17 protein-coding genes are annotated in these 18,219 nt (G+C 54.3%); 7 read left to right on the top strand and 10 right to left on the bottom strand.

Annotated features, from left to right (window positions below; translation table 11 throughout):
- The first annotated feature begins 117 nt into the window (after positions 1-117).
- The 5 genes from U2W12_RS18435 to U2W12_RS18415 all read left to right on the top strand — a co-directional run bounded on the left by U2W12_RS18435 (position 118) and on the right by U2W12_RS18415 (position 5,030).
- On the top strand, positions 118-1,992 hold the full coding sequence (locus U2W12_RS18435; protein WP_326502159.1) for a GMC family oxidoreductase: 1,875 nt from the start codon (positions 118-120) through the stop codon (positions 1,990-1,992).
- 198 nt (positions 1,993-2,190) lie between these two features.
- On the top strand, positions 2,191-3,117 hold the full coding sequence (locus U2W12_RS18430) for an NAD(P)-binding domain-containing protein (RefSeq protein ID WP_326502158.1): 927 nt from the start codon (positions 2,191-2,193) through the stop codon (positions 3,115-3,117).
- 13 nt (positions 3,118-3,130) lie between these two features.
- Positions 3,131-3,826 carry a VIT family protein gene (locus tag U2W12_RS18425; RefSeq protein WP_326502157.1) on the top strand — a complete coding sequence of 232 codons (696 nt, stop codon included), beginning with the start codon at positions 3,131-3,133 and terminating at the stop codon, positions 3,824-3,826.
- A 6-nt stretch (positions 3,827-3,832) separates the two neighbouring features.
- Positions 3,833-4,141 (top strand): GIY-YIG nuclease family protein, encoded by a 309-nt coding sequence (locus U2W12_RS18420; protein ID WP_326502156.1) that lies wholly within the window; start codon positions 3,833-3,835, stop codon positions 4,139-4,141.
- Positions 4,134-5,030, top strand: a complete 897-nt coding sequence (locus tag U2W12_RS18415) for a carbohydrate kinase (RefSeq protein ID WP_326502155.1) — start codon at positions 4,134-4,136, stop codon at positions 5,028-5,030. The genes U2W12_RS18420 and U2W12_RS18415 overlap by 8 nt, the downstream gene beginning before the upstream one ends.
- 65 nt (positions 5,031-5,095) lie before the next feature.
- Here the strand turns inward: U2W12_RS18415 and U2W12_RS18410 are convergent, their stop codons facing one another.
- The 10 genes from U2W12_RS18410 to rpsB form a co-directional block, all read right to left on the bottom strand.
- The gene (locus tag U2W12_RS18410) at positions 5,096-6,007 is read right to left on the bottom strand and encodes a quinoprotein relay system zinc metallohydrolase 2 (protein WP_326502244.1); all 912 of its coding nucleotides are present in this window, start codon (positions 6,005-6,007) and stop codon (positions 5,096-5,098) included.
- A gap of 223 nt (positions 6,008-6,230) precedes the next feature.
- Positions 6,231-6,953 (bottom strand): DsbC family protein, encoded by a 723-nt coding sequence (locus U2W12_RS18405; protein WP_326502154.1) that lies wholly within the window; start codon positions 6,951-6,953, stop codon positions 6,231-6,233.
- A 60-nt stretch (positions 6,954-7,013) separates the two neighbouring features.
- Entirely contained in the window at positions 7,014-8,387 is a 1,374-nt protein-coding gene (rseP, locus tag U2W12_RS18400; protein ID WP_326502153.1) for an RIP metalloprotease RseP, read from the bottom strand.
- A gap of 6 nt (positions 8,388-8,393) precedes the next feature.
- Positions 8,394-9,581, bottom strand: a complete 1,188-nt coding sequence (gene ispC / locus U2W12_RS18395) for a 1-deoxy-D-xylulose-5-phosphate reductoisomerase (protein WP_326502152.1) — start codon at positions 9,579-9,581, stop codon at positions 8,394-8,396.
- Positions 9,581-10,450: a phosphatidate cytidylyltransferase gene (locus U2W12_RS18390; RefSeq protein WP_326502151.1), complete on the bottom strand. Its 870-nt coding sequence runs from the start codon at positions 10,448-10,450 to the stop codon at positions 9,581-9,583. Before U2W12_RS18390 ends, ispC begins: the two co-directional genes overlap by 1 nt.
- A 20-nt stretch (positions 10,451-10,470) precedes the next feature.
- Positions 10,471-11,238 carry an isoprenyl transferase gene (locus tag U2W12_RS18385; protein ID WP_326502150.1) on the bottom strand — a complete coding sequence of 256 codons (768 nt, stop codon included), beginning with the start codon at positions 11,236-11,238 and terminating at the stop codon, positions 10,471-10,473.
- 14 nt (positions 11,239-11,252) lie between these two features.
- Positions 11,253-11,810, bottom strand: a complete 558-nt coding sequence (gene frr / locus U2W12_RS18380) for a ribosome recycling factor (protein ID WP_326502149.1) — start codon at positions 11,808-11,810, stop codon at positions 11,253-11,255.
- Positions 11,810-12,535: a UMP kinase gene (gene pyrH / locus U2W12_RS18375; RefSeq protein ID WP_326502148.1), complete on the bottom strand. Its 726-nt coding sequence runs from the start codon at positions 12,533-12,535 to the stop codon at positions 11,810-11,812. The genes frr and pyrH overlap by 1 nt, the downstream gene beginning before the upstream one ends.
- 58 nt (positions 12,536-12,593) lie before the next feature.
- Positions 12,594-13,475, bottom strand: coding sequence for a translation elongation factor Ts (gene tsf / locus U2W12_RS18370; protein ID WP_326502147.1), 882 nt, complete (start codon positions 13,473-13,475; stop codon positions 12,594-12,596).
- 85 nt (positions 13,476-13,560) lie between these two features.
- The gene (rpsB, locus tag U2W12_RS18365; protein WP_326502146.1) at positions 13,561-14,304 is read right to left on the bottom strand and encodes a 30S ribosomal protein S2; all 744 of its coding nucleotides are present in this window, start codon (positions 14,302-14,304) and stop codon (positions 13,561-13,563) included.
- A 433-nt stretch (positions 14,305-14,737) separates the two neighbouring features.
- Between rpsB and map the strand changes: the two genes are divergently transcribed.
- Positions 14,738-15,502: a type I methionyl aminopeptidase gene (map, locus tag U2W12_RS18360; RefSeq protein ID WP_326502145.1), complete on the top strand. Its 765-nt coding sequence runs from the start codon at positions 14,738-14,740 to the stop codon at positions 15,500-15,502.
- Positions 15,503-15,528: 26 nt separating this feature from the next.
- Positions 15,529-18,138 carry a [protein-PII] uridylyltransferase gene (gene glnD / locus U2W12_RS18355; protein WP_326502243.1) on the top strand — a complete coding sequence of 870 codons (2,610 nt, stop codon included), beginning with the start codon at positions 15,529-15,531 and terminating at the stop codon, positions 18,136-18,138.
- The last annotated feature ends 81 nt before the right edge of the window (positions 18,139-18,219 follow it).

The raw sequence follows: 18,219 nt of genomic DNA, 5'->3' as shown, positions 1-18,219 counted from the left end.
CGTTTCGATCGGGGGCGGCATGACGCAGCCCCTCCGAACCATCAGGGACAGCGCGACGAGACCGCCCGACCGTCACCGATCGGGCGGTCTCTATTCATTAGAGCAGGAGAACTGACAATGACCGATAACTATAATACTGCAACTTACGATTACATCGTCGTCGGCTCCGGAGCCGGCGGCGGCACGGTGGCCGCGCGGCTCGCCGAACGCGGCAAGAAAGTGCTGGTGCTGGAAGCCGGCGGCGACCCGAAACAACTGCAAGGCGACAATTTGGCCTTCCCCGGCGAAAAACGGCTGCCCGATGACTATGACGTGCCTGTCATGCATCCGTTTTCGACCGAAAACGAAGCGATGCGCTGGGACTTTTTCGTGCGACATTATGAAACCGAATCGATTCAGGCCCAGGACCCCAAATACACCAAAGCCGAGAAAGGCGTATTGTACCCACGCGCCGGCTGCCTCGGCGGCTGCACCGCGCACAATGCGATGATCACGGTCTATCCGCACAACGCCGACTGGGACGAAGTCGCGGAAATCACCGGCGATACGTCCTGGAAGGCCGACAACATGCGCAAATATTTCGAATTGATGGAATACTGCGAGCATCGGCCCATCCTTAGGAAGCTCGCCACCTGGCTCGGCATCAATCCGTCGCGCCACGGCTTCAAGGGCTGGTTTCAGACCGAAGCCGCGCTGCCGCTCGAGGCCTTGTCAAAAGACAAAAAACTGATCGAGGCAATACTCGATTCGGCAATCAAGGCCGCCGGCACGCTGCCGAACTTTTTTGACCGTCTGAAATGGCAAATCCAGGGGCTGGCCGATCCGAACGACTGGCGTCTGGTCAAGGAAAATTCCACGGGTCTGCGCTATCCACCGCTGGCTACCCAAAACGGCAAACGCCACAGCACCCGAGAACGCCTGCTCGTGGTGCAGCAAAAACATCCCGACAATCTGACCATCGAACTCGATGCGCTGGTCACCAAAGTGATTCTCGACGACAATAACCGGGCGGTCGGCGTCGAGTATCTGAAAGGCGCAAAGCTTTACAAGGCACACGCGAATCCGAGCAACGAGCCCGGCGAAGCCCGCAAAGCCTATGCCGCGAAAGAAGTGATTCTGGCCGGCGGCGCCTACAATACGCCGCAACTGTTGATGCTGTCCGGCATTGGCCCTAAAGAGGAACTGCAAAAGCACGGCATTCCGGTCAAGCATCACCTGCCAGGCGTCGGCACCAACTTGCAGGACCGCTACGAAGTCGGAGTCGTGAACAAAATGAATCAGGACTGGGAAGTGCTGAAAGGTGCCAAGTATTCCCCCGGCGATCCGCAATACAACGAATGGAAGAACGAAAACAAAGGCGTATACACGACCAACGGCGCGGTGCTGGCAGTGATCAGACGTTCCGTCGAAGAACGACCGCTGCCCGATCTGTTTTGTTTTTCCTTGCTCGGCAATTTCAGAGGCTATTTCCCAGGCTACTCCAAATTGATCAAGGACGGCCTGAACTACCTGACCTGGGCCGTGCTGAAGGCGCACACGATCAACCGCGCCGGCGAAGTCAGATTGGTGTCCAGCGATCCGCGCGACCGTCCTTACATCAACTTCCGCTATTTCGAGGAAGGCAGCGACGTTCTGGGCGAGGATCTCGATTCGGTCGTCCAGGGCGTCAAATTCGTGCGCAGCATCACCAAGCCGTTGTTCGAACAAGGCATCCTGACTGAAGAAGTCGCGCCCGGCAAGGACGTGCAGACTGAGGAGCAACTGCGCGACTTCGTCCGCTATAACGCCTGGGGCCACCACGCTTCCTGCACCTGCCCGATCGGCGCCGACAACGACCCGATGGCGGTACTGGACAGTAAGTTCCGCGTCCGCGGCATCCAGGGCCTGCGCGTCGTCGACGCGTCGGTATTCCCGAAGATTCCGGGCTTCTTCATCGTGTCCTCGGTGTATATGATCGGCGAAAAAGCCGCCGATGCGATATTGAACGGTTAACCAGCAATCCACGGTGGGCAGCGCTTTTCTGCCCACCGCCTTTTCCATTCATAGCCAACATGCGTTATCCTAATAGGGCTTGATCAGTTCCGGTTAGACTTTGCAACAGGGAGGGGAGAAGACCTTCCCAAGCTTGAACGGCTAGCTGGCGAGTGCAACCGGACCCATAAACTATCAACCGTTGGAGTTCGCCGGCTTATGAAGATTGCGATCATCGGCACCGGCCATGTCGGCTCGGCGACCGCTTATGCGCTGGTGCTGAAAGGCCTCTGCGACCATCTGGTCCTGGCCGGCAGGAATCTTGCCAAAGCGCACGGCGATGCGCTGGATTTGCAGCACACCCTGGCTTTTTGCGAACGCTCGATAACCGTCGAAAGCGCCGCGCTCGATGAGGTCGCCGATAGCGACATCCTGGTCGTAACTGCCTCGATGCCCTCCTCCGGGCATATGACTTCACGCCTCGAACTCGGCCCGGCCAATGTGCAATTGTTCCGGCAATTGATCCCGATGCTGGCGCGCAACAATCCGCAGGCGGTTTTGATCATCATTACCAATCCGGTCGACATCATGACCTATCTGGCGACGCAGATCTCGGGATTTCCGGCCTCAAGAATCATCGGCGTCGGCACCCTGGTCGATTCGGCCCGCTTCCGGTCGCTGCTGTCGATCCAGGAGCAGATCCATCCGGACGATTTACGCGCTTATATCCTCGGTGAACACGGCCCCAACCAGTTTCCGTTGTTCAGCACCGCCTCGGCAGGCAGCGAACATATCGTCGATAACACCTCGCATCGCGAGATTTTCAACGCCGTTTACAATGCCGGATTCGATGTTTACAACGCCAAGGGTTACACGAATTATGCGATCTCTGCTGCGGCCTGCGAGGTGATCAAGGCGATTGTTTACGACTCGCATCGAACCTTGCCGCTCAGCACCTACCTTGAGGATTGGCTCGGTATCCGGGATAATTGTTTCAGTATCCCGGTTGTGGTCGGCCGGCACGGTATCATTCGCCATCTGCATCCCGACTTGAACCGCCAGGAAAAAAAGGCGCTGGAAAAGGCAGCAAGATTGATCAAAGATCAGATCGATCATTTGCTTTTACCTGAAGACCGCTCGCGTTAACTTGGAGAACCGAATGCAACCCCATCCCCCGGAAGCCCATCGCACCCATCGCACCGGCTGGCTGCGCGCCGCGGTATTGGGCGCCAACGACGGCATCGTCTCAACCGCCAGTTTGATCGTGGGAATTGCGGCCTCACAGGCAACGCAACACGATGTCCTGCTGGCCGGCGTCGCGGGGCTGGTTGCCGGCGCAATGTCGATGGCGGCCGGCGAATATGTCTCGGTCAGCTCGCAGGCCGATACCGAAAAGGCCGACCTGGCGCGCGAACGTAAAGAACTAGAGGAAAACCACCCGTATGAACTGAACGAGCTAACTGAAATTTATATCCAGCGCGGCCTCGATCCGCTGCTCGCCGAACAAGTCGCGACCCAATTGATGGCGCACGACGCACTCGGGACGCATGCGCTCGAAGAATTGGGCATTTCGACGCAAGGCTCCGCCCGTCCGCTTCAGGCCGCTTTTACCTCGGCGACGACGTTTGCGATAGGCGCGGCGCTACCTTTGCTAACCGCGCTATTCGCGCCCGGCCCCTTTATCGCGCGCGCGGTCTCGTCGTCATCGCTGCTTTTTCTGGCGCTGCTCGGCATCGTCGCGGCTTATACCGGCGGCTCGAGCCTGCTCAAGGGGGCGGTTCGGGTCACTTTCTGGGGCGCATTGGCAATGGGCCTAACCGCCGGCGCCGGCGCGTTATTCGGCGCGGCCGTTTAAAGGGCGATGACCTGGTTTGTCTATATAATCCTGTGCAACGACGACACCTTTTATACCGGCATCACGAATGACGTGTGGCGCCGATTCGAGCAGCACGCCAGCGGGCGCGGCGCGAAATATTTCTACGGACGGCAGCCTCGACGGCTGGTTTATCTGGAAGCCGGTCATGATCGCAGCTCTGCCAGCCAGCGCGAGCTTCGCCTGAAAAAATTGAGCCGGCGAGAAAAAGTGTTGCTGATCGAGTCGGATTGCAACCGGATCGACGATTTCCTGACTGAATCTGCCGCACTACGGCCGGCGGAAGACCATGCCTAATCCTTCATTGATCCATATCTTCGGCGAAGTGTTGTTCGCCCATTTCCCGGACGGCAGCCGCGTTCCGGGCGGCGCGCCGTTCAATGTCGCCTGGCATTTGCATGCTTTCGGACAATCGCCCCGCTTGATCAGCCGCATCGGAGATGATCCGGAAGGACAGGAAATCGTCCAATTGATGCGCGACTGGCGCATGCGCCCCGATGCCCTGCAAACCGATCCAACACATCCGACCGGTAGCGTGCAGGTATCGATCGATCGCGGCGAACCTCGCTACGAGATTGTCGTCGATTGCGCCTACGACTTCATCGACGCAAGTCTCTTGGCCGACAAAACCAGCCAAGGCATTTTCTATCACGGCTCGCTGGCGATCCGCACTCCCGCCTCGCTCGCCGCCTTGCAAACGGCAAAAGACAAGCATCGAGGCAAGATATTTATTGATGTCAATCTGCGTCCGCCTTGGTGGGAAGCAGTTACGCTGCAGCCGCTGCTGCACGATGCGGAATGGGTCAAACTGAATGAAGACGAACTGCTCACGCTATGCCCCGGTCATCCCGACTTGGAAACCGCCATGCAGGCATTCTTTGAAGAATTCAATCTCGAAATCTTGTTCACCACCCGCGGCGCACAAGGCACTCTGGCTTATGACCAACAGCATGGGTTTATTTCAGTCAAACCGCCTTCCATAACAACCGTGGTCGACACCGTCGGTGCGGGCGATGCATTCGCCTCAATCCTGCTGTTGGGCCTGAACGAGCAATGGCCGCTACCGACGACGCTGGAACGCGCGCAAGCTTTTGCTGGCGCGCTGGTTAGCAGACGCGGGGCGACTATCGGCGACAAGGCTTTTTATCGTACATTCGCAAACCAATGGGGCACGCCTTGCTTTTAACAAGATGCTTTAGGAATTGCACTTTGACTTTAACTTCAAGGCCATTCTACATGGCTAAGTTATTGTCAGCCTTCCCATTCCAATTCCGCAAACGCCGTCGAAACATTTTTGCGGTGAAAATCGTCGAAGAGTTTCCACGCGGATTTCTCGCCATAGCCGATTGACTCGAGCGCCTGTTCCAGAAATCCGCCGCTTTTGATCAAGGCTCTGATGTCGTTCAGCAGCGACTGCAAATAGCGCTTTTCAGGTTGCAGGCTTTGTGGCCAGTCGGTGACTATCGGGCCGTGGCCCGGAATTACAATTTTGTAGGCGTGACGTTCCAACTGCTCTATCTCTGCGAGCCAGCCTTTCAGGCTGCCGTCGATTACGGGCAGGTGTTCGAGGAATAACAGATCGGCCAGCCAAAGGGTGTCGGTTAGCGGATCATAAACCGAGAGATCATTGTCGGTATGCGCGGGCTGGTGCGCGGTCAACTTCAGGATGCGCCCGCCGAGATCGATATCGAGTTCCTTTTCGACTGTAATGTCGGGTGGAATTATGTCACCGGCGGTGAGATCGATGCCCAACAGTTCCTTCGCCTTGGCAAGATAAAATGGTCCGCGCGCGGCCATCGCTCGGCCAAGTTTATGGTGACCGACAAACTTGACACCCTCGGCTTTGAATGCGCTGTTTCCGTAAATGTGGTCGGGGTGCACATGCGTATTGATTACATAACAGATCGGCTTGTCGGTCGTATGTTTGATAGCATGGTAAAGCGCCCTGCCCTGGCCGGGATTGCCGCCGGTGTCTATCACTGCGACACAGCGTTCGCCGACGATGAAGCCGACATTCGCAATTGCTCCGTGATTGTGGGCGTCGGGAATTTCATGAGGCCCAAGATGCACATAGATGCCAGGGGCGACCTGGGTTACCGACAACACGGCTGCGGCTGTCGCAGGCTGAATCGCCGGTAACAAAAGAGTCGGCAACCATAGCATCAGTGCATAAAGCAGGTCGATAGTCGTTCGCTCGCGGCTCGACATAGGCAGACCGAGGAGTTGATGATTGAAAGGAATAAGGGACGAACAAGCTCAGCTCATTGCAGATAAGATTGCAAGGGGATGGAAAGCAAAGCATATCCTCCCCTAAATCCTGCAATCTTAATCAACAATGCAAAGCGGATTCCCAAACCGAAAACAGACTCGGGACGGTACAAGCCGGTTATTTTTTGGCCTGTTCTTCTTTCAGGATTTCAGCCAACTGTTTTGCCGGCACATAGCCTGGCAACAAATTGCCTTTTTCGGTCACGATCAGCGGCGTACCGCGCGCTTCAAAATCTTCCGCCAGTTGCATGTGCTGATCGACGGGGTTATCGCAGGTCTTTTCCTTCGGCGTCGAACCTTTTTTCGCACTGGTCAGAGCGGCGTTACGGTCGTCCGCGCACCAGACCGAAACGGCTTTTTTATAGGAGTCCGAGCCTTTGCCGGCGCGAGGGTAAAACAGATATCTGACCGTGATGCCTTCGGCAAGATACTGATCGATTTCGGAGTGCAACTTACGGCAATAACCGCAATCGATATCGGTAAACACCGAAATCATGTATTTGCCGATCTTCGGCTTGAAGATGATCATGTTCTTTTCACCGACCTTGTCGAGCGCGGCCTTGCGGGCGCCGCTCAATTTTTCTTCGGTCAAATCGATGTGTGAAGCCAAATCGACCAGATGCCCTTGCAACAAATATTTACCGTCTTCGCTCACATAGAAAATATTGGCGCCGACCATCACTTCAAACACACCCTTAATCTCGGAGGGCTTGACCGAATCAAGCTTGACCGATGGCATGGCCTTAGCTAATGCTTCCTTGACGGCGTTTTCATCCGCATGCAGCGTTCCGACAAATAGCGCCGATACAGCGAAAGCGGCAACAGAAATAATTTTCTTCATGATCTGCTCGTTTTAAATAGTGAAAAGAGTTTGCGGATTGTGGAAAAATGAAAAGACTGTTTATTGGAACAGGCGTTGAATGTCCATCACCATTCCCAATGCCATCAGGGTGACGAGTATAGCAATGCCGATTTGTTGAAAGAACAGCTGGCTTCTTTCGGAAAGCGGCCTGCCTTTGACGGCTTCGATGCCGAAAAACAATAAATGGCCGCCGTCCAGCACCGGTATCGGCAACAAATTCAGCACACCAAGACTTACGCTGACCAACGCAATGAACTTCAAGAAATGCACGAAACCGATTTCCGCGGATTCGCCCGCATATTGCGCGATGCTGATCGGGCCGCTCAAATTTTTGATCGAGGCCTGACCGAGCACCATCTTGCTCATCATTTTGAGCGTCGAAAGCGAATAATCGTAGGTCTTGATGAATGCGGCGGGCACCGCTTCGAGCGGACCCAGCGAATATTTGGCCGTCAGCGAGTTTCTGATTTCTTCGGGAATGAACACCGATGCGCCTATTTTTCCTTCGGCTTTCGGCGCTTCGCCTTTGGTGGCAGAAGGAACCGGCACGACTTTCGGTGTGATCGACAAGGTCTGACGCACACCGTCACGCTCGATTTCGACCGCTACCCGTTGGCCGGGATGGCTTTTGACATATTCGACCCATTGCTGCCAATCGTCGATAGGCGCACCATCGGCGCTGATCAGCAAATCCCGCGGCTTCATTCCGGCCGCCAAGGCGGCGCCGTCCGGCAACACCTTGTCGACTATCGGCTGCAATTTCGGCATCCAGGGAGTGAATCCGAGCCGTTTATATAATTTCTCAGGATCCACGACGTCGGCATCAAGCAATTTGATCCAACGGACATCTTCCCTGCCCTGCCGGTCTTTAACGACCAGCTTGATTTCCCGGTCGCCGTCGAGCGCTGCGCTGATGAAGACATTCAACGCTTCGGTCCAGGTTGGCGCCGGCTTGTCATTGACCGAAATGAATTCGTCGCCTTCGAGCAGGCCCGCCTCGGCCGCGATCGTGCCCGACTCGATCTTGCCGAGAATCGGTTTGGAACCTTCTTCGCCGGCAACCAGCACGACCCAGAATAGGGCAACGGCCAGAATCAGATTAAAAATCGGCCCTGCCGCAACGATCGCGGACCGCGCTGCAAGCCCTTGCCGATTAAAGGCATAAGGCAGATCCTCGCTTTTGACTTCACCCTCGCGTTCATCGACCATCTTCACATAGCCGCCCAATGGTATCGCCGAGAGCACATATTCGGTCGTCTCCGGCGCTTTTTGATAAGACCACAGCACCTTGCCGAAACCGACCGAAAAGCGCAACACCTTGACGCCCGCTTTGCGGGCGACCCAAAAGTGCCCGAATTCATGAAACGAAACCAGGACGCCTATCGTGATGATGAAATAAAACAGAGTGCTCATGAAAAATTAGCCAGTCAATTGCTCGATAATTCGATTAGACACAATTCTAGCTAATTTATCCTGATCCAAAATGATTTCGAGTGAATCGGCCGTTTTGACTTCGATCGCATCCATGCAGCGTTCGATGATGACCGGAATGTCGGTAAATCGCACCCGACGATTCAGGAAGGCATCCACCGCGACTTCGTTCGCCGCGTTCAATACCGCCGGCATCGTGCCCCCTGCTTCGATCGCCTTGTAGGCCAGACGCAAACAAGGAAAACGCTCAAAGTTCGGCTCGTCGAAATCCATTCTGCGCACGTTGAAGATATTCAGCGGCTCCGCGCCGGACTCGAAGCGCTCGGGCCAGGCCAGTGCATGCGCGATCGGAATGCGCATGTCCGGATTGCCCATCTGTGCAAGCACGGTGCCGTCGATGTAATCGACCATCGAATGAATCACGCTTTGCGGATGGATCACGACCTGGATCTGCTCCGGCTTCATGTTGAACAACAGACAGGCTTCGATCATTTCAAGGCCTTTGTTCATCATCGTTGCCGAATCGACCGAGATTTTCTTGCCCATATCCCAATTCGGATGCGCAACAGCCTGTTCCGGGGTCACATGTACCAGATCGGCGACCGGCGTCTGCCGGAACGGGCCGCCCGATGCGGTCAGCAGGATGCGCCTGGCCGCCTTCGCGGCCACGCCGGTCGTATAAGTAGCCGGCATGCATTGAAAAATCGCGTTGTGTTCGCTGTCGATCGGCAAAAGTTGAGCACCCGAATCCACGATCGCCTGCATGAAGATGCCGCCGGACATCACCAAGGCTTCCTTATTCGCCAACAACACAGTCTTGCCGGCTTTCGCCGCCGCCAAAGTCGGCAGCAAACCGGCCGCACCGACGATCGCCGCCATCACCGAATCGACATTATCCAGCGTAGCAGCTTCTGCCAAAGCCGCAGCTCCGGCTAGCACCCTGACGCCGTCAACCGCCGTACCGGCGATTTTTTCTTTGAATGCCGCGGCTTTCGCTTCGTCGGCGACGACGACCAGTTCCGGCCGATGCCGCAGGCATTGTTCGAGCAATAAGTCGATATTGTTGTTCGCGGTCAGCGCGACGACCCTGTAAAGATCAGGATGTCTTGCGACTACATCGAGCGTGCTGACCCCGATCGAACCGGTCGCACCGAGTATGCATATGCCCTTTTTCATCAGATCAGCCCAGCAATCAGGTAAATGCCGGCATAAAACAACGGAATCGCCGCGATCAGGCTGTCAACCCGATCCAGAATGCCGCCATGTCCGGGCAGGATCGCGCCGCTGTCCTTGACGCCGCGCTGGCGCTTGACGACGCTGAAAAACAGGTCTCCGTAAACCGAAATCAACACGGTCAACATCGACAACAAGGCGAAATCTGCCGCGTAAACATAATTGAAACGGTAGATCAGGCTCAGCACGATCGCGCAGACCAAACCAGCGGCCAAGGCTCCGTAGAAACCTGCAACCGTTTTTCCGGGACTGATGTCCGGCGCCAATTTAGTTTTGCCGTATTTCTTGCCGAAGAAATACGCACTGATATCGGCCGCCCAGATCAGCACCAGAAAATACATGGTCATCGGCGGCTCGTAAAACGCGCGCAACCGGGTCAGGAACATATAGCAGGCGAGCAGGATGAACCAGCCGATTAAAGCCTTATAACGCAAGCGCAGTTGCAAGTTCAGCACACTGTTCGGCAGATTTCGGATCGAAATCATCACCACGATCCAGAACAGAATCGGCGGAATCACTAACCATTCGAGAATACCCGAATAAAACCGGATATCCGGCCACTTGGTCAATTGCGCTAGCAGTTCCAGAAACTGTGTCCACAGATGCAATCCAATCATCGGCAGGATCAACGCGAGCAGGAACAACAATTTTTTTGCGATCGACCGCACGTCGATCAGATACAGCCATTCCCAAGCCGCGGCCAGCGTCAGGATGCCGAGCAACAGAGAAAAATATTGGGAAGAAAGCGTAAATACCGCCGTAGCAATCAGGGCGGCCAGAATCGATGCAGTGATAATTCGCTTGAGCAACATTGTTATAATTATCGTTAAAGTTAGAGGGTAACTGCTTTGCCGAGCACCTGCTCGCCGGTATGACCGAAGCGCCTTTGCCGGCCTTTGAAACTCAAGATCGCCTCTTCGAGCGATTTCTGGTCGAAATCAGGCCAGAGGGTATCGGTGAAATACAATTCGGAATAGGCGAGTTGCCATAATAAAAAATTACTGACACGCTGCTCGCCACCGGTTCTAATGAATAAATCCGGTTCCGGCAAATCCGCGGTCGATAAATGGCGATTGATCAGATTTTCATCGATGTCTTGCGCCTTCAATTCGCCGGCCAAAATTTTTTGATTAACTGTGCGAAATGCCTGACATAAATCCCAACGGCCACCGTAGTTGACTGCAATAACCAAGGTCAATGCAGTATTAGCGCTGGTTTGCGCCTCGCCTTCGAGCATTTTTTTTTGCAATGACTCAGAAAAGCGGCTTCTATCGCCGATGAAGCGCAGGCGAATATTGTTTTTATCCAGTTTGTTGATTTCACCCTGGAGCGTCGACAAAAACAATTCCATCAACAGCGACACTTCCTCGGATGGCCGCCGCCAGTTTTCGCTACTGAATGCGAATAGAGTCAACACTTCGACCCCATCTTTGGCGCAGTGCTCGACGATTTTGCGAACCGCCTTCACGCCCGCCCGATGACCGACGGCGCGAGGCATGAAGCGTTTCTGCGCCCAACGGCCATTGCCGTCCATGATGATCGCGATATGGCGCGGAACGCCGTTATCGATGGGGTTAAAGCAAGCGTTGTCTGACGACATGGCTGGCATCCGAATCAAAGCGACAACAGATCGGCTTCTTTGGCTTCCAACAACTTTTCGACTTCCTTGACAAATTGGTCGGTAATTTTTTGAATTTTTTCTTCCGCGTTGCGAGCGTCATCTTCGGAAATCAGCTTTTCCTTCAAGGCTTCCTTGATCGCGTTATTTGCGTCGCGACGGATGTTGCGGATCGCCACCCGGCCGTTTTCGGCCTCGTGTTTGACAACCTTGACCAGTTCGCGGCGGCGTTGCTCGGTCAACGGGGGCAACGGGATACGGATCGTCATGCCGTTGGTGGAAGGGTTAAGACCGAGATCCGACTTCATGATCGCTTTCTCGATCGCCTGCACCATGTTTTTTTCCCATGGCGTAATCGTCAACGTCCGAGCGTCCTCGACCGCAATATTCGCGACCTGGGACAGCGACGAATCGGTGCCGTAATAAGACACGCTGATCTGGTCGAGCAGGCTCGGATGCGCGCGCCCGGTTCGGATCTTCGAAAACTCATGTTTCAGCGCTTCGATGCTTTTGCCCATGCGGGACGCTGCATCCTGTTGAATATCATTCATCATTATTTTGTTCCTCGTTCAATCAGCGAACCGATTTCTTCGCCCTTCATCAACCGCATCACCGCACCCTGTTCAAAGATGTTCATTACCCGCATCGGAATGTTATTGTCACGGCACAGCACTAAGGCGGTGGTGTCCATCACATTCAACCGCTGGTCCAGCGCCTCGTCATAAGTCAGACGCTGATAGAAGACGGCGTCCTTGACTTTTTCGGGGTCGGCCGAATAGACGCCTTTGACCTTGGTCGCTTTGATCATCAATTCCGCATTGATTTCGATCGCCCGGAGACTGGCCGCCGAATCGGTCGTAAAGAAGGGATTGCCGGTGCCGGCCGCAAAAATCACAATCCGGCCTTTTTCCAGATGACGGACCGCGCGGCGGCGAATATAATCCTCGCAGACCTGATTGATTTTCAGCGCGGACATCACCCGGGCCTGCAAGCCCTGATGCTCGAGCGCATCCTGCATCGCCAGCGCATTGATCACGGTCGCCAGCATGCCCATCTGGTCGCTGGTGACCCGGTCCAATCCCTCGGAGGCCTTATCTGCGCCGCGCAGGATATTGCCGCCGCCGATTACCAGACCGATCTGGACGCCGAAATCGGATAATTCCTTGATTTCGGCGGCCAGGCGATTCAGGATATCGGAGTCGATGCTGCCGCCCGTTTCGCTCATCAGCGCCTCGCCGCTCAGCTTTAATAAAATTCTCTGGCAAATCGGTTTTTTCATAGTTCTTTGTCGGATGGTTTATTAATAGCTTGTTACAAGGCCTGCCGTCAGACCAAATTTAGCTGGCCCGCACTTGCGCCATCACTTCTTCGGCAAAGTTTTCTTCTTTCTTTTCGATGCCTTCACCGACTTCCAGGCGGCTGAAACGCACGACGCCGTTGCCTTTTGAAGACACCAGCTTGCCGACCGAAACTTTGTCGTCCTTGATGAACGGTTGACCCAGCAAGGTCACTTCCGCGAAGAATTTGCTGATCCGTCCGGCGACCATTTTTTCGATGATGTCGGCTGGTTTGCCACTTTCGGCCGCTTGCGCCTTAAAGATTTCCTTTTCCTTTTCGATAGTTTCCTGGGAAACCTCAGCCTCTGAAACGCAGATCGGCTTGCTCGCCGCGATATGCATCGCCACATCCTTGCCCAATTCCTTGTCGGCTTTGGCCAGCTCGACGATCACGCCGATCTTGCTGCCGTGCAGATAGCAAGCGGTGCCGCCTTCCGCTGTGTGGAATCTTTCGAAGCGTCTGACCGTGATGTTTTCGCCCAGTTTCGCGATCAGCGCGCGGCGGGTTTCTTCAACGGTTGCGCCGTCGCCCAGTTTTACGTCGAGCAATTGCGCATCGGTCGCAACGTCGGCGTTAAGCAAAGCGGAAGCCACGTCGTTCACGAACTTGACGAAATCCGGCGACTTGGCGACAAAATCGGTTTCACAGTTGATGTCGACGATTGCGGCGGTTTTTTCGTCGTCGCTGATCTTGGCGCCAATACTGCCTTCCGCCGCGATACGGCCGGATTTTTTGTCTGCCTTCGCAAGACCGGCCTTGCGCATGTTTTCAATCGCCAACTCCATGTCGCCGTTGGCCTCTTGCAGGGCTTTTTTACATTCCATCATGCCAGAACCGGTTCTTTCACGCAGTTCCTTAACCATACCCGCAGTAATACTCATTCTCTTTTTTTCCTCAACTTGTCATCACTATGAAAACGCCCCCAAAAGGAGGCGTTTTCAGGTCTCATCGAAACGCTGTTTCGGCTTATTCGGCTGCCGGAGCCTCTTCAACGAAGTCATCCGCTTTGGCCGACAATCCTTGCGTCGCGGCTTTCGCTTCTAAAACCGCTGCGGAAGCGCATTCGCAATACAATTTAACCGCGCGGATCGAATCGTCATTGCCCGGAATCACATAATCGATGCTTTCCGGCGAGTTGTTCGAATCGACAACGCCGACCACCGGAATGCCGAGTTTTTTGGCTTCGCTGATCGCATTTTTTTCGTAACCGACATCCAGCACGAAAATCACGTCCGGAATGCCTCTCATGTCTTTGATGCCGCCCAGGCTGCGCTCGAGTTTCTCGAGTTCGCGTTCCATCATCAGGGCTTCTTTCTTGCCGAAGCGCTGATACAGGGTGCCGTCGGCCTTCATCGCTTCCAGTTCCTTCAAGCGATTGATCGACTTTTTGATGGTCTTGAAATTGGTCAGCATGCCGCCCAGCCAACGATGGTTGACATAAGGCATGCCGCAACGGCTCGCCTCTTCCGCAATCACTTTGCGCGCCGCTTTCTTGGTGCCGACAAACAGGATGTTGCCTTTGTTTGCGGACATTTGACCCAGATAATTCATCGCGTCGTTGAACAGAGGAAGCGTTTTTTCCAGATCGATGATATGGATCTTGTTACGGGCGCCGAACAGGTATGAAGCCATTTTCGGGTTCCAGTAACGGGTTTGGTGTCCAAAATGAACGCCTGCTTCCAACATTTGACGCATTGAAACTGCCGCCATTAATTTTCTCCTAAGTATAAAATTTCGGAACAAAGTTCCGGTGGGTTACGCCTCCCTTTACCCCGCTTGCCAACCCGCTGCAGTATCGATTAAAGCAGGCACCCTGGCAAGTGTGACGGTAACGGTGAGTATTTATTTCAGAAAAACTGAACCTAACTTTATACCATATTCTGACGCAATCAACAAATTGTATTCCTGGCCGCTGCCTGTTACGCCCTGGCATAAGTTCATCACTATGGGGACAAATCAACCCAATAATACATCGGCGTATTACCGCGAAAAACATACCTCCAAAGCCCGCCAGTAATCCAGATGTGGTATATTGTAAGGATTATTTACGGCAACTCTCAGGATGTTCCTTGCGCCGTAAACCAGCAATGCCACTTTACCTTTAATCAAACTCTCTAAATTGCCCCGAGTCTTTGCCCAATCCATGAGCATCACCATCAAAACCGAAACTGAAATCGAAAAAATGCGCATTGCCGGCCGCTTGGCCGCCGAAGTGCTGGAAATGATCGAACCGCATGTCGTTCCGGGCATTACGACCAATGAACTAAACAACATCTGTCACGATTACATCGTGAATGTGCAAAATGCAATTCCGGCGCCACTGAATTACCGCGGCTTTCCGAAATCGATCTGCACCTCGATCAATCAGCAGGTCTGCCACGGCATTCCCGGCGAAAAAAAGCTAAAGTCCGGCGACATCGTCAATATCGACATTACCGTGATCAAGGATGGCTATCACGGCGACACCAGCAAAATGTTCTGTGTCGGCGAGGTCAGCCCACACGCCAAGCGCTTGATCAACGTGACTCGGGAATCGATGTATCTTGGCATCCAGCAGGTCAAACCGGGCGCGACACTGGGCGACATCGGCGAGGCGATCCAGAAGCACGCGGAAGGCAACCGTTACTCGGTAGTCAGGGAGTTTTGCGGGCACGGCATCGGCAAAATCTTTCACGAAGACCCGCAAGTGCTGCATTACGGTAAAGCCGGCACCGGCGAAGTGCTCCAAGCGGGCATGATCTTCACGATCGAACCGATGATCAATCTTGGCAAACGGCATATCAAGGTGTTGTCGGACGGTTGGACCGTCGTGACCAAGGACCGCAGCCTCTCCGCGCAATGGGAGCACACGGTGTTGGTCACCGCCGACGGATACGAGATACTGACGTTACGACAAGAAGAAAGGTAACTCCGTTGCGCAACATCACCGATACCATGCCCTTCTCCGCCTCCGACAGTCTGCCGTTCTTTAAGCAACTGCTCAAGGAGAAGAACACCGAGCTTAGCTTGCAATTCGATCCGCACCGGTCGGTGTTGCCGCTGCTGCACGCCAGGTCCGATTTCATCGACGCTCTCCTGTGCCGTTGCTGGCGTCGCTTTCTTGACGACCATGCGCTCCGCCTGAGCCTGGTCGCGGTCGGCGGTTACGGACGGCGTGAGTTGTTTCCTAGTTCCGATGTGGACATCATGGTCCTGCTCGATTCGGAAGGAGACGCGCCTCATCAGGACGCGCTAGTGCAATTTTTCACCTTTCTCTGGGACATTGGCCTTAAACCCGGCCACAGCGTGCGTACGATCAATGAATGCGTGCGTCTGGCGAGGGACGACCAGACCATCATCACCAGCTTGATGGAAATGCGCCTGATTTGCGGCAATCAGGATCTCTATGAAACGCTCAGGGAAAACATTTCGCCCGATAGGATTTGGCCTTCGGACCAATTTTTCGTCGCCAAGATGGAAGAGCAACGGCAACGTTACGCCAAATTCCATGACACTGCCTATAACCTGGAGCCGAACATCAAGGAAGGCCCCGGAGGGTTACGCGACCGCCAGGTGATTGCTTGGGTATTCAAGCGTCATTACAATTCATCGACGCTGAAGGAACTGATCAAATATGGCTTTTTACCCATCTCGGAATATAACGAGCTAGTGGATGCGGTCGAGGTGCTCTGGCGTATCCGTTACGCGCTGCACCTGCTGACCAACCGCTGCGAAGATCGTCTGATTTTCGACTATCAGCGCGAGCTGGCCACTCAATTCGGCTTTAGTTGCGAAGATCAGCATTACAACCAAGATGTCGAACTGTTCATGCAGTTCTATTTCAAAACCGTGCAGGGTCTCGAGCGTTTGAACGAAATGCTGCTGCAACTGTTTCACGAACGCTTTATCAACGGCCATACCGACATCAAGCCGATTCCGGGAAACGCGCAATTTGTTGCGATCAACGGCTATCTGGAAGCGGTCGACGAACAGGTCTTCGCCAAAAATCCTGCCGCCCTGCTCGAACTGATTCTGATACTGGAACAAAATCCCAAACTCAAAGGGGTACGCGCGGCCACGATCCGTCTTATCCGCAAAAATCTGCACCTGATCGATGATAACTTTCGCCATGACAAGAACGCGAATCGTCTGTTTGTCGAAATTTTCCAGCAGCCCAGCGGCCTGACCCATGAGCTGCGCAGGATGAACCGCTATGGAATCCTGGCCGCCTATCTGCCCTGCTTCGCGAATATCGTCGCCCGGATGCAGTACGACCTGTTCCATATCTATACGGTCGATGAACATACGCTGTTCGTGATCCGCAATCTACGCCGTTTCTCGCTCGAAAAGCACAAAGATGAACTGCCGTTCTGCAATCAGATCTTCCTTTTGATCGGTAAACCCGAACTGCTCTACCTGGCTGGACTTTTTCACGACATCGCCAAAGGCAGAAACGGCGACCACTCGTCGATCGGCGAAGATATCGCCCGAGAGTTCTGTCAGCAACACGGTTTTTCCGCGCATGACACCAAACTGGTCGCTTGGCTGGTGCGCAACCATTTGATCATGTCGATGACCGCGCAACGCAAGGACATCGGCGACCCGGACATAATCCATGAGTTCGCTCAACAAGTCGGCAGCGTCGAGTATTTGAACCACCTCTATCTCTTGACCGTCGCCGACATTCGCGCGACCAATCCTGAACTGTGGAATTCGTGGAAGGATTCACTACTCAAAGAGCTTTATACCGCGACCCATCTGATGCTGCGCCGAGGTTTGCCGAACCCTGTCGGCCAAACCGACCGCATCCTCGAAACCAAGAAAGAAGCGCGCGACGAACTAATCCAACTCGGTTTGTCCGAACAAGATATCGACGCCTCTTGGCAGCATGCGAACGACGATTATTTTCTGCGCTATTCGGCCAATGAAGTCGTCTGGCATACGATTGCAATTGCCTCTTCCAGCGAAGAGGAGTTGCCGCTAGTCCTGCTGCGTCCGCAAACCCAGCGCGGCAGCGCGGAAGTTTTCATCTATACGAAAAACGCAGGGAACATCTTTTCGATCAGCACCGCTACACTGGACCAATTGGGTCTGACCGTGCTCGACGCCCGGATCATGACAACAACGGACAATTATGTCCTGAACAGCTTTCAAGTACTCGAACAAAACGGCGAACCGATCAGAGACCTGATCCGTGAAGTGCATATTTGCTCCGCACTGCGTAACAATTTATTACATAAAGCGGTCCAGGAGCGTAAAAACATTCATCGCCAGTCCCGGCAAGCCAAACACTTTCCGATTCCGACCAGCATCCGGTTTCATGATGATCCTTTGAGCCATTGCACGATCATCGAGTTGATCACCACCGACAGCGCCGGCCTGCTTTCCAAAATCGGACGCGCGTTCGTCAAGCAACACATCAACCTGCATAACGCCAAGATCACCACGATCGGTAGCCGCGTGGAAGATATGTTCTACGTCACCGACAGCACGCTGCGACCGATTACCGATCCCGGCACTCAGGAAAAACTGCGGAAAGAAATCATTAGCGCACTGGAGGGGTAAAAAACTTGGGGAAACTGAATTTTGTCTAACTCCTCCCCCTGTGAGCGGAACCTGGCGCAGCCACAAAGGGTGAATTGTATA

The sequence above is a fragment of the Methylomicrobium sp. Wu6 genome, assembly GCF_035916875.1.
In the GTDB taxonomy this organism is placed as follows: domain Bacteria; phylum Pseudomonadota; class Gammaproteobacteria; order Methylococcales; family Methylomonadaceae; genus Methylomicrobium.
Note: the sequence above shows the minus strand (reverse complement) of the source record. Positions and strands in the feature narration are given on the sequence as shown.

Coding starts and splice junctions, on each gene's coding strand:
- U2W12_RS18435 (WP_326502159.1), top strand. CDS start 118: ATGACCGATAACTATAATACTGCAACTTACGATTACATCGTCGTCGGC.
- U2W12_RS18430 (WP_326502158.1), top strand. CDS start 2,191: ATGAAGATTGCGATCATCGGCACCGGCCATGTCGGCTCGGCGACCGCT.
- U2W12_RS18425 (WP_326502157.1), top strand. CDS start 3,131: ATGCAACCCCATCCCCCGGAAGCCCATCGCACCCATCGCACCGGCTGG.
- U2W12_RS18420 (WP_326502156.1), top strand. CDS start 3,833: ATGACCTGGTTTGTCTATATAATCCTGTGCAACGACGACACCTTTTAT.
- U2W12_RS18415 (WP_326502155.1), top strand. CDS start 4,134: ATGCCTAATCCTTCATTGATCCATATCTTCGGCGAAGTGTTGTTCGCC.
- U2W12_RS18410 (WP_326502244.1), bottom strand. CDS start 6,007: ATGCTATGGTTGCCGACTCTTTTGTTACCGGCGATTCAGCCTGCGACA.
- U2W12_RS18405 (WP_326502154.1), bottom strand. CDS start 6,953: ATGAAGAAAATTATTTCTGTTGCCGCTTTCGCTGTATCGGCGCTATTT.
- rseP (WP_326502153.1), bottom strand. CDS start 8,387: ATGAGCACTCTGTTTTATTTCATCATCACGATAGGCGTCCTGGTTTCG.
- ispC (WP_326502152.1), bottom strand. CDS start 9,581: ATGAAAAAGGGCATATGCATACTCGGTGCGACCGGTTCGATCGGGGTC.
- U2W12_RS18390 (WP_326502151.1), bottom strand. CDS start 10,450: ATGTTGCTCAAGCGAATTATCACTGCATCGATTCTGGCCGCCCTGATT.
- U2W12_RS18385 (WP_326502150.1), bottom strand. CDS start 11,238: ATGTCGTCAGACAACGCTTGCTTTAACCCCATCGATAACGGCGTTCCG.
- frr (WP_326502149.1), bottom strand. CDS start 11,810: ATGATGAATGATATTCAACAGGATGCAGCGTCCCGCATGGGCAAAAGC.
- pyrH (WP_326502148.1), bottom strand. CDS start 12,535: ATGAAAAAACCGATTTGCCAGAGAATTTTATTAAAGCTGAGCGGCGAG.
- tsf (WP_326502147.1), bottom strand. CDS start 13,475: ATGAGTATTACTGCGGGTATGGTTAAGGAACTGCGTGAAAGAACCGGT.
- rpsB (WP_326502146.1), bottom strand. CDS start 14,304: ATGGCGGCAGTTTCAATGCGTCAAATGTTGGAAGCAGGCGTTCATTTT.
- map (WP_326502145.1), top strand. CDS start 14,738: ATGAGCATCACCATCAAAACCGAAACTGAAATCGAAAAAATGCGCATT.
- glnD (WP_326502243.1), top strand. CDS start 15,529: ATGCCCTTCTCCGCCTCCGACAGTCTGCCGTTCTTTAAGCAACTGCTC.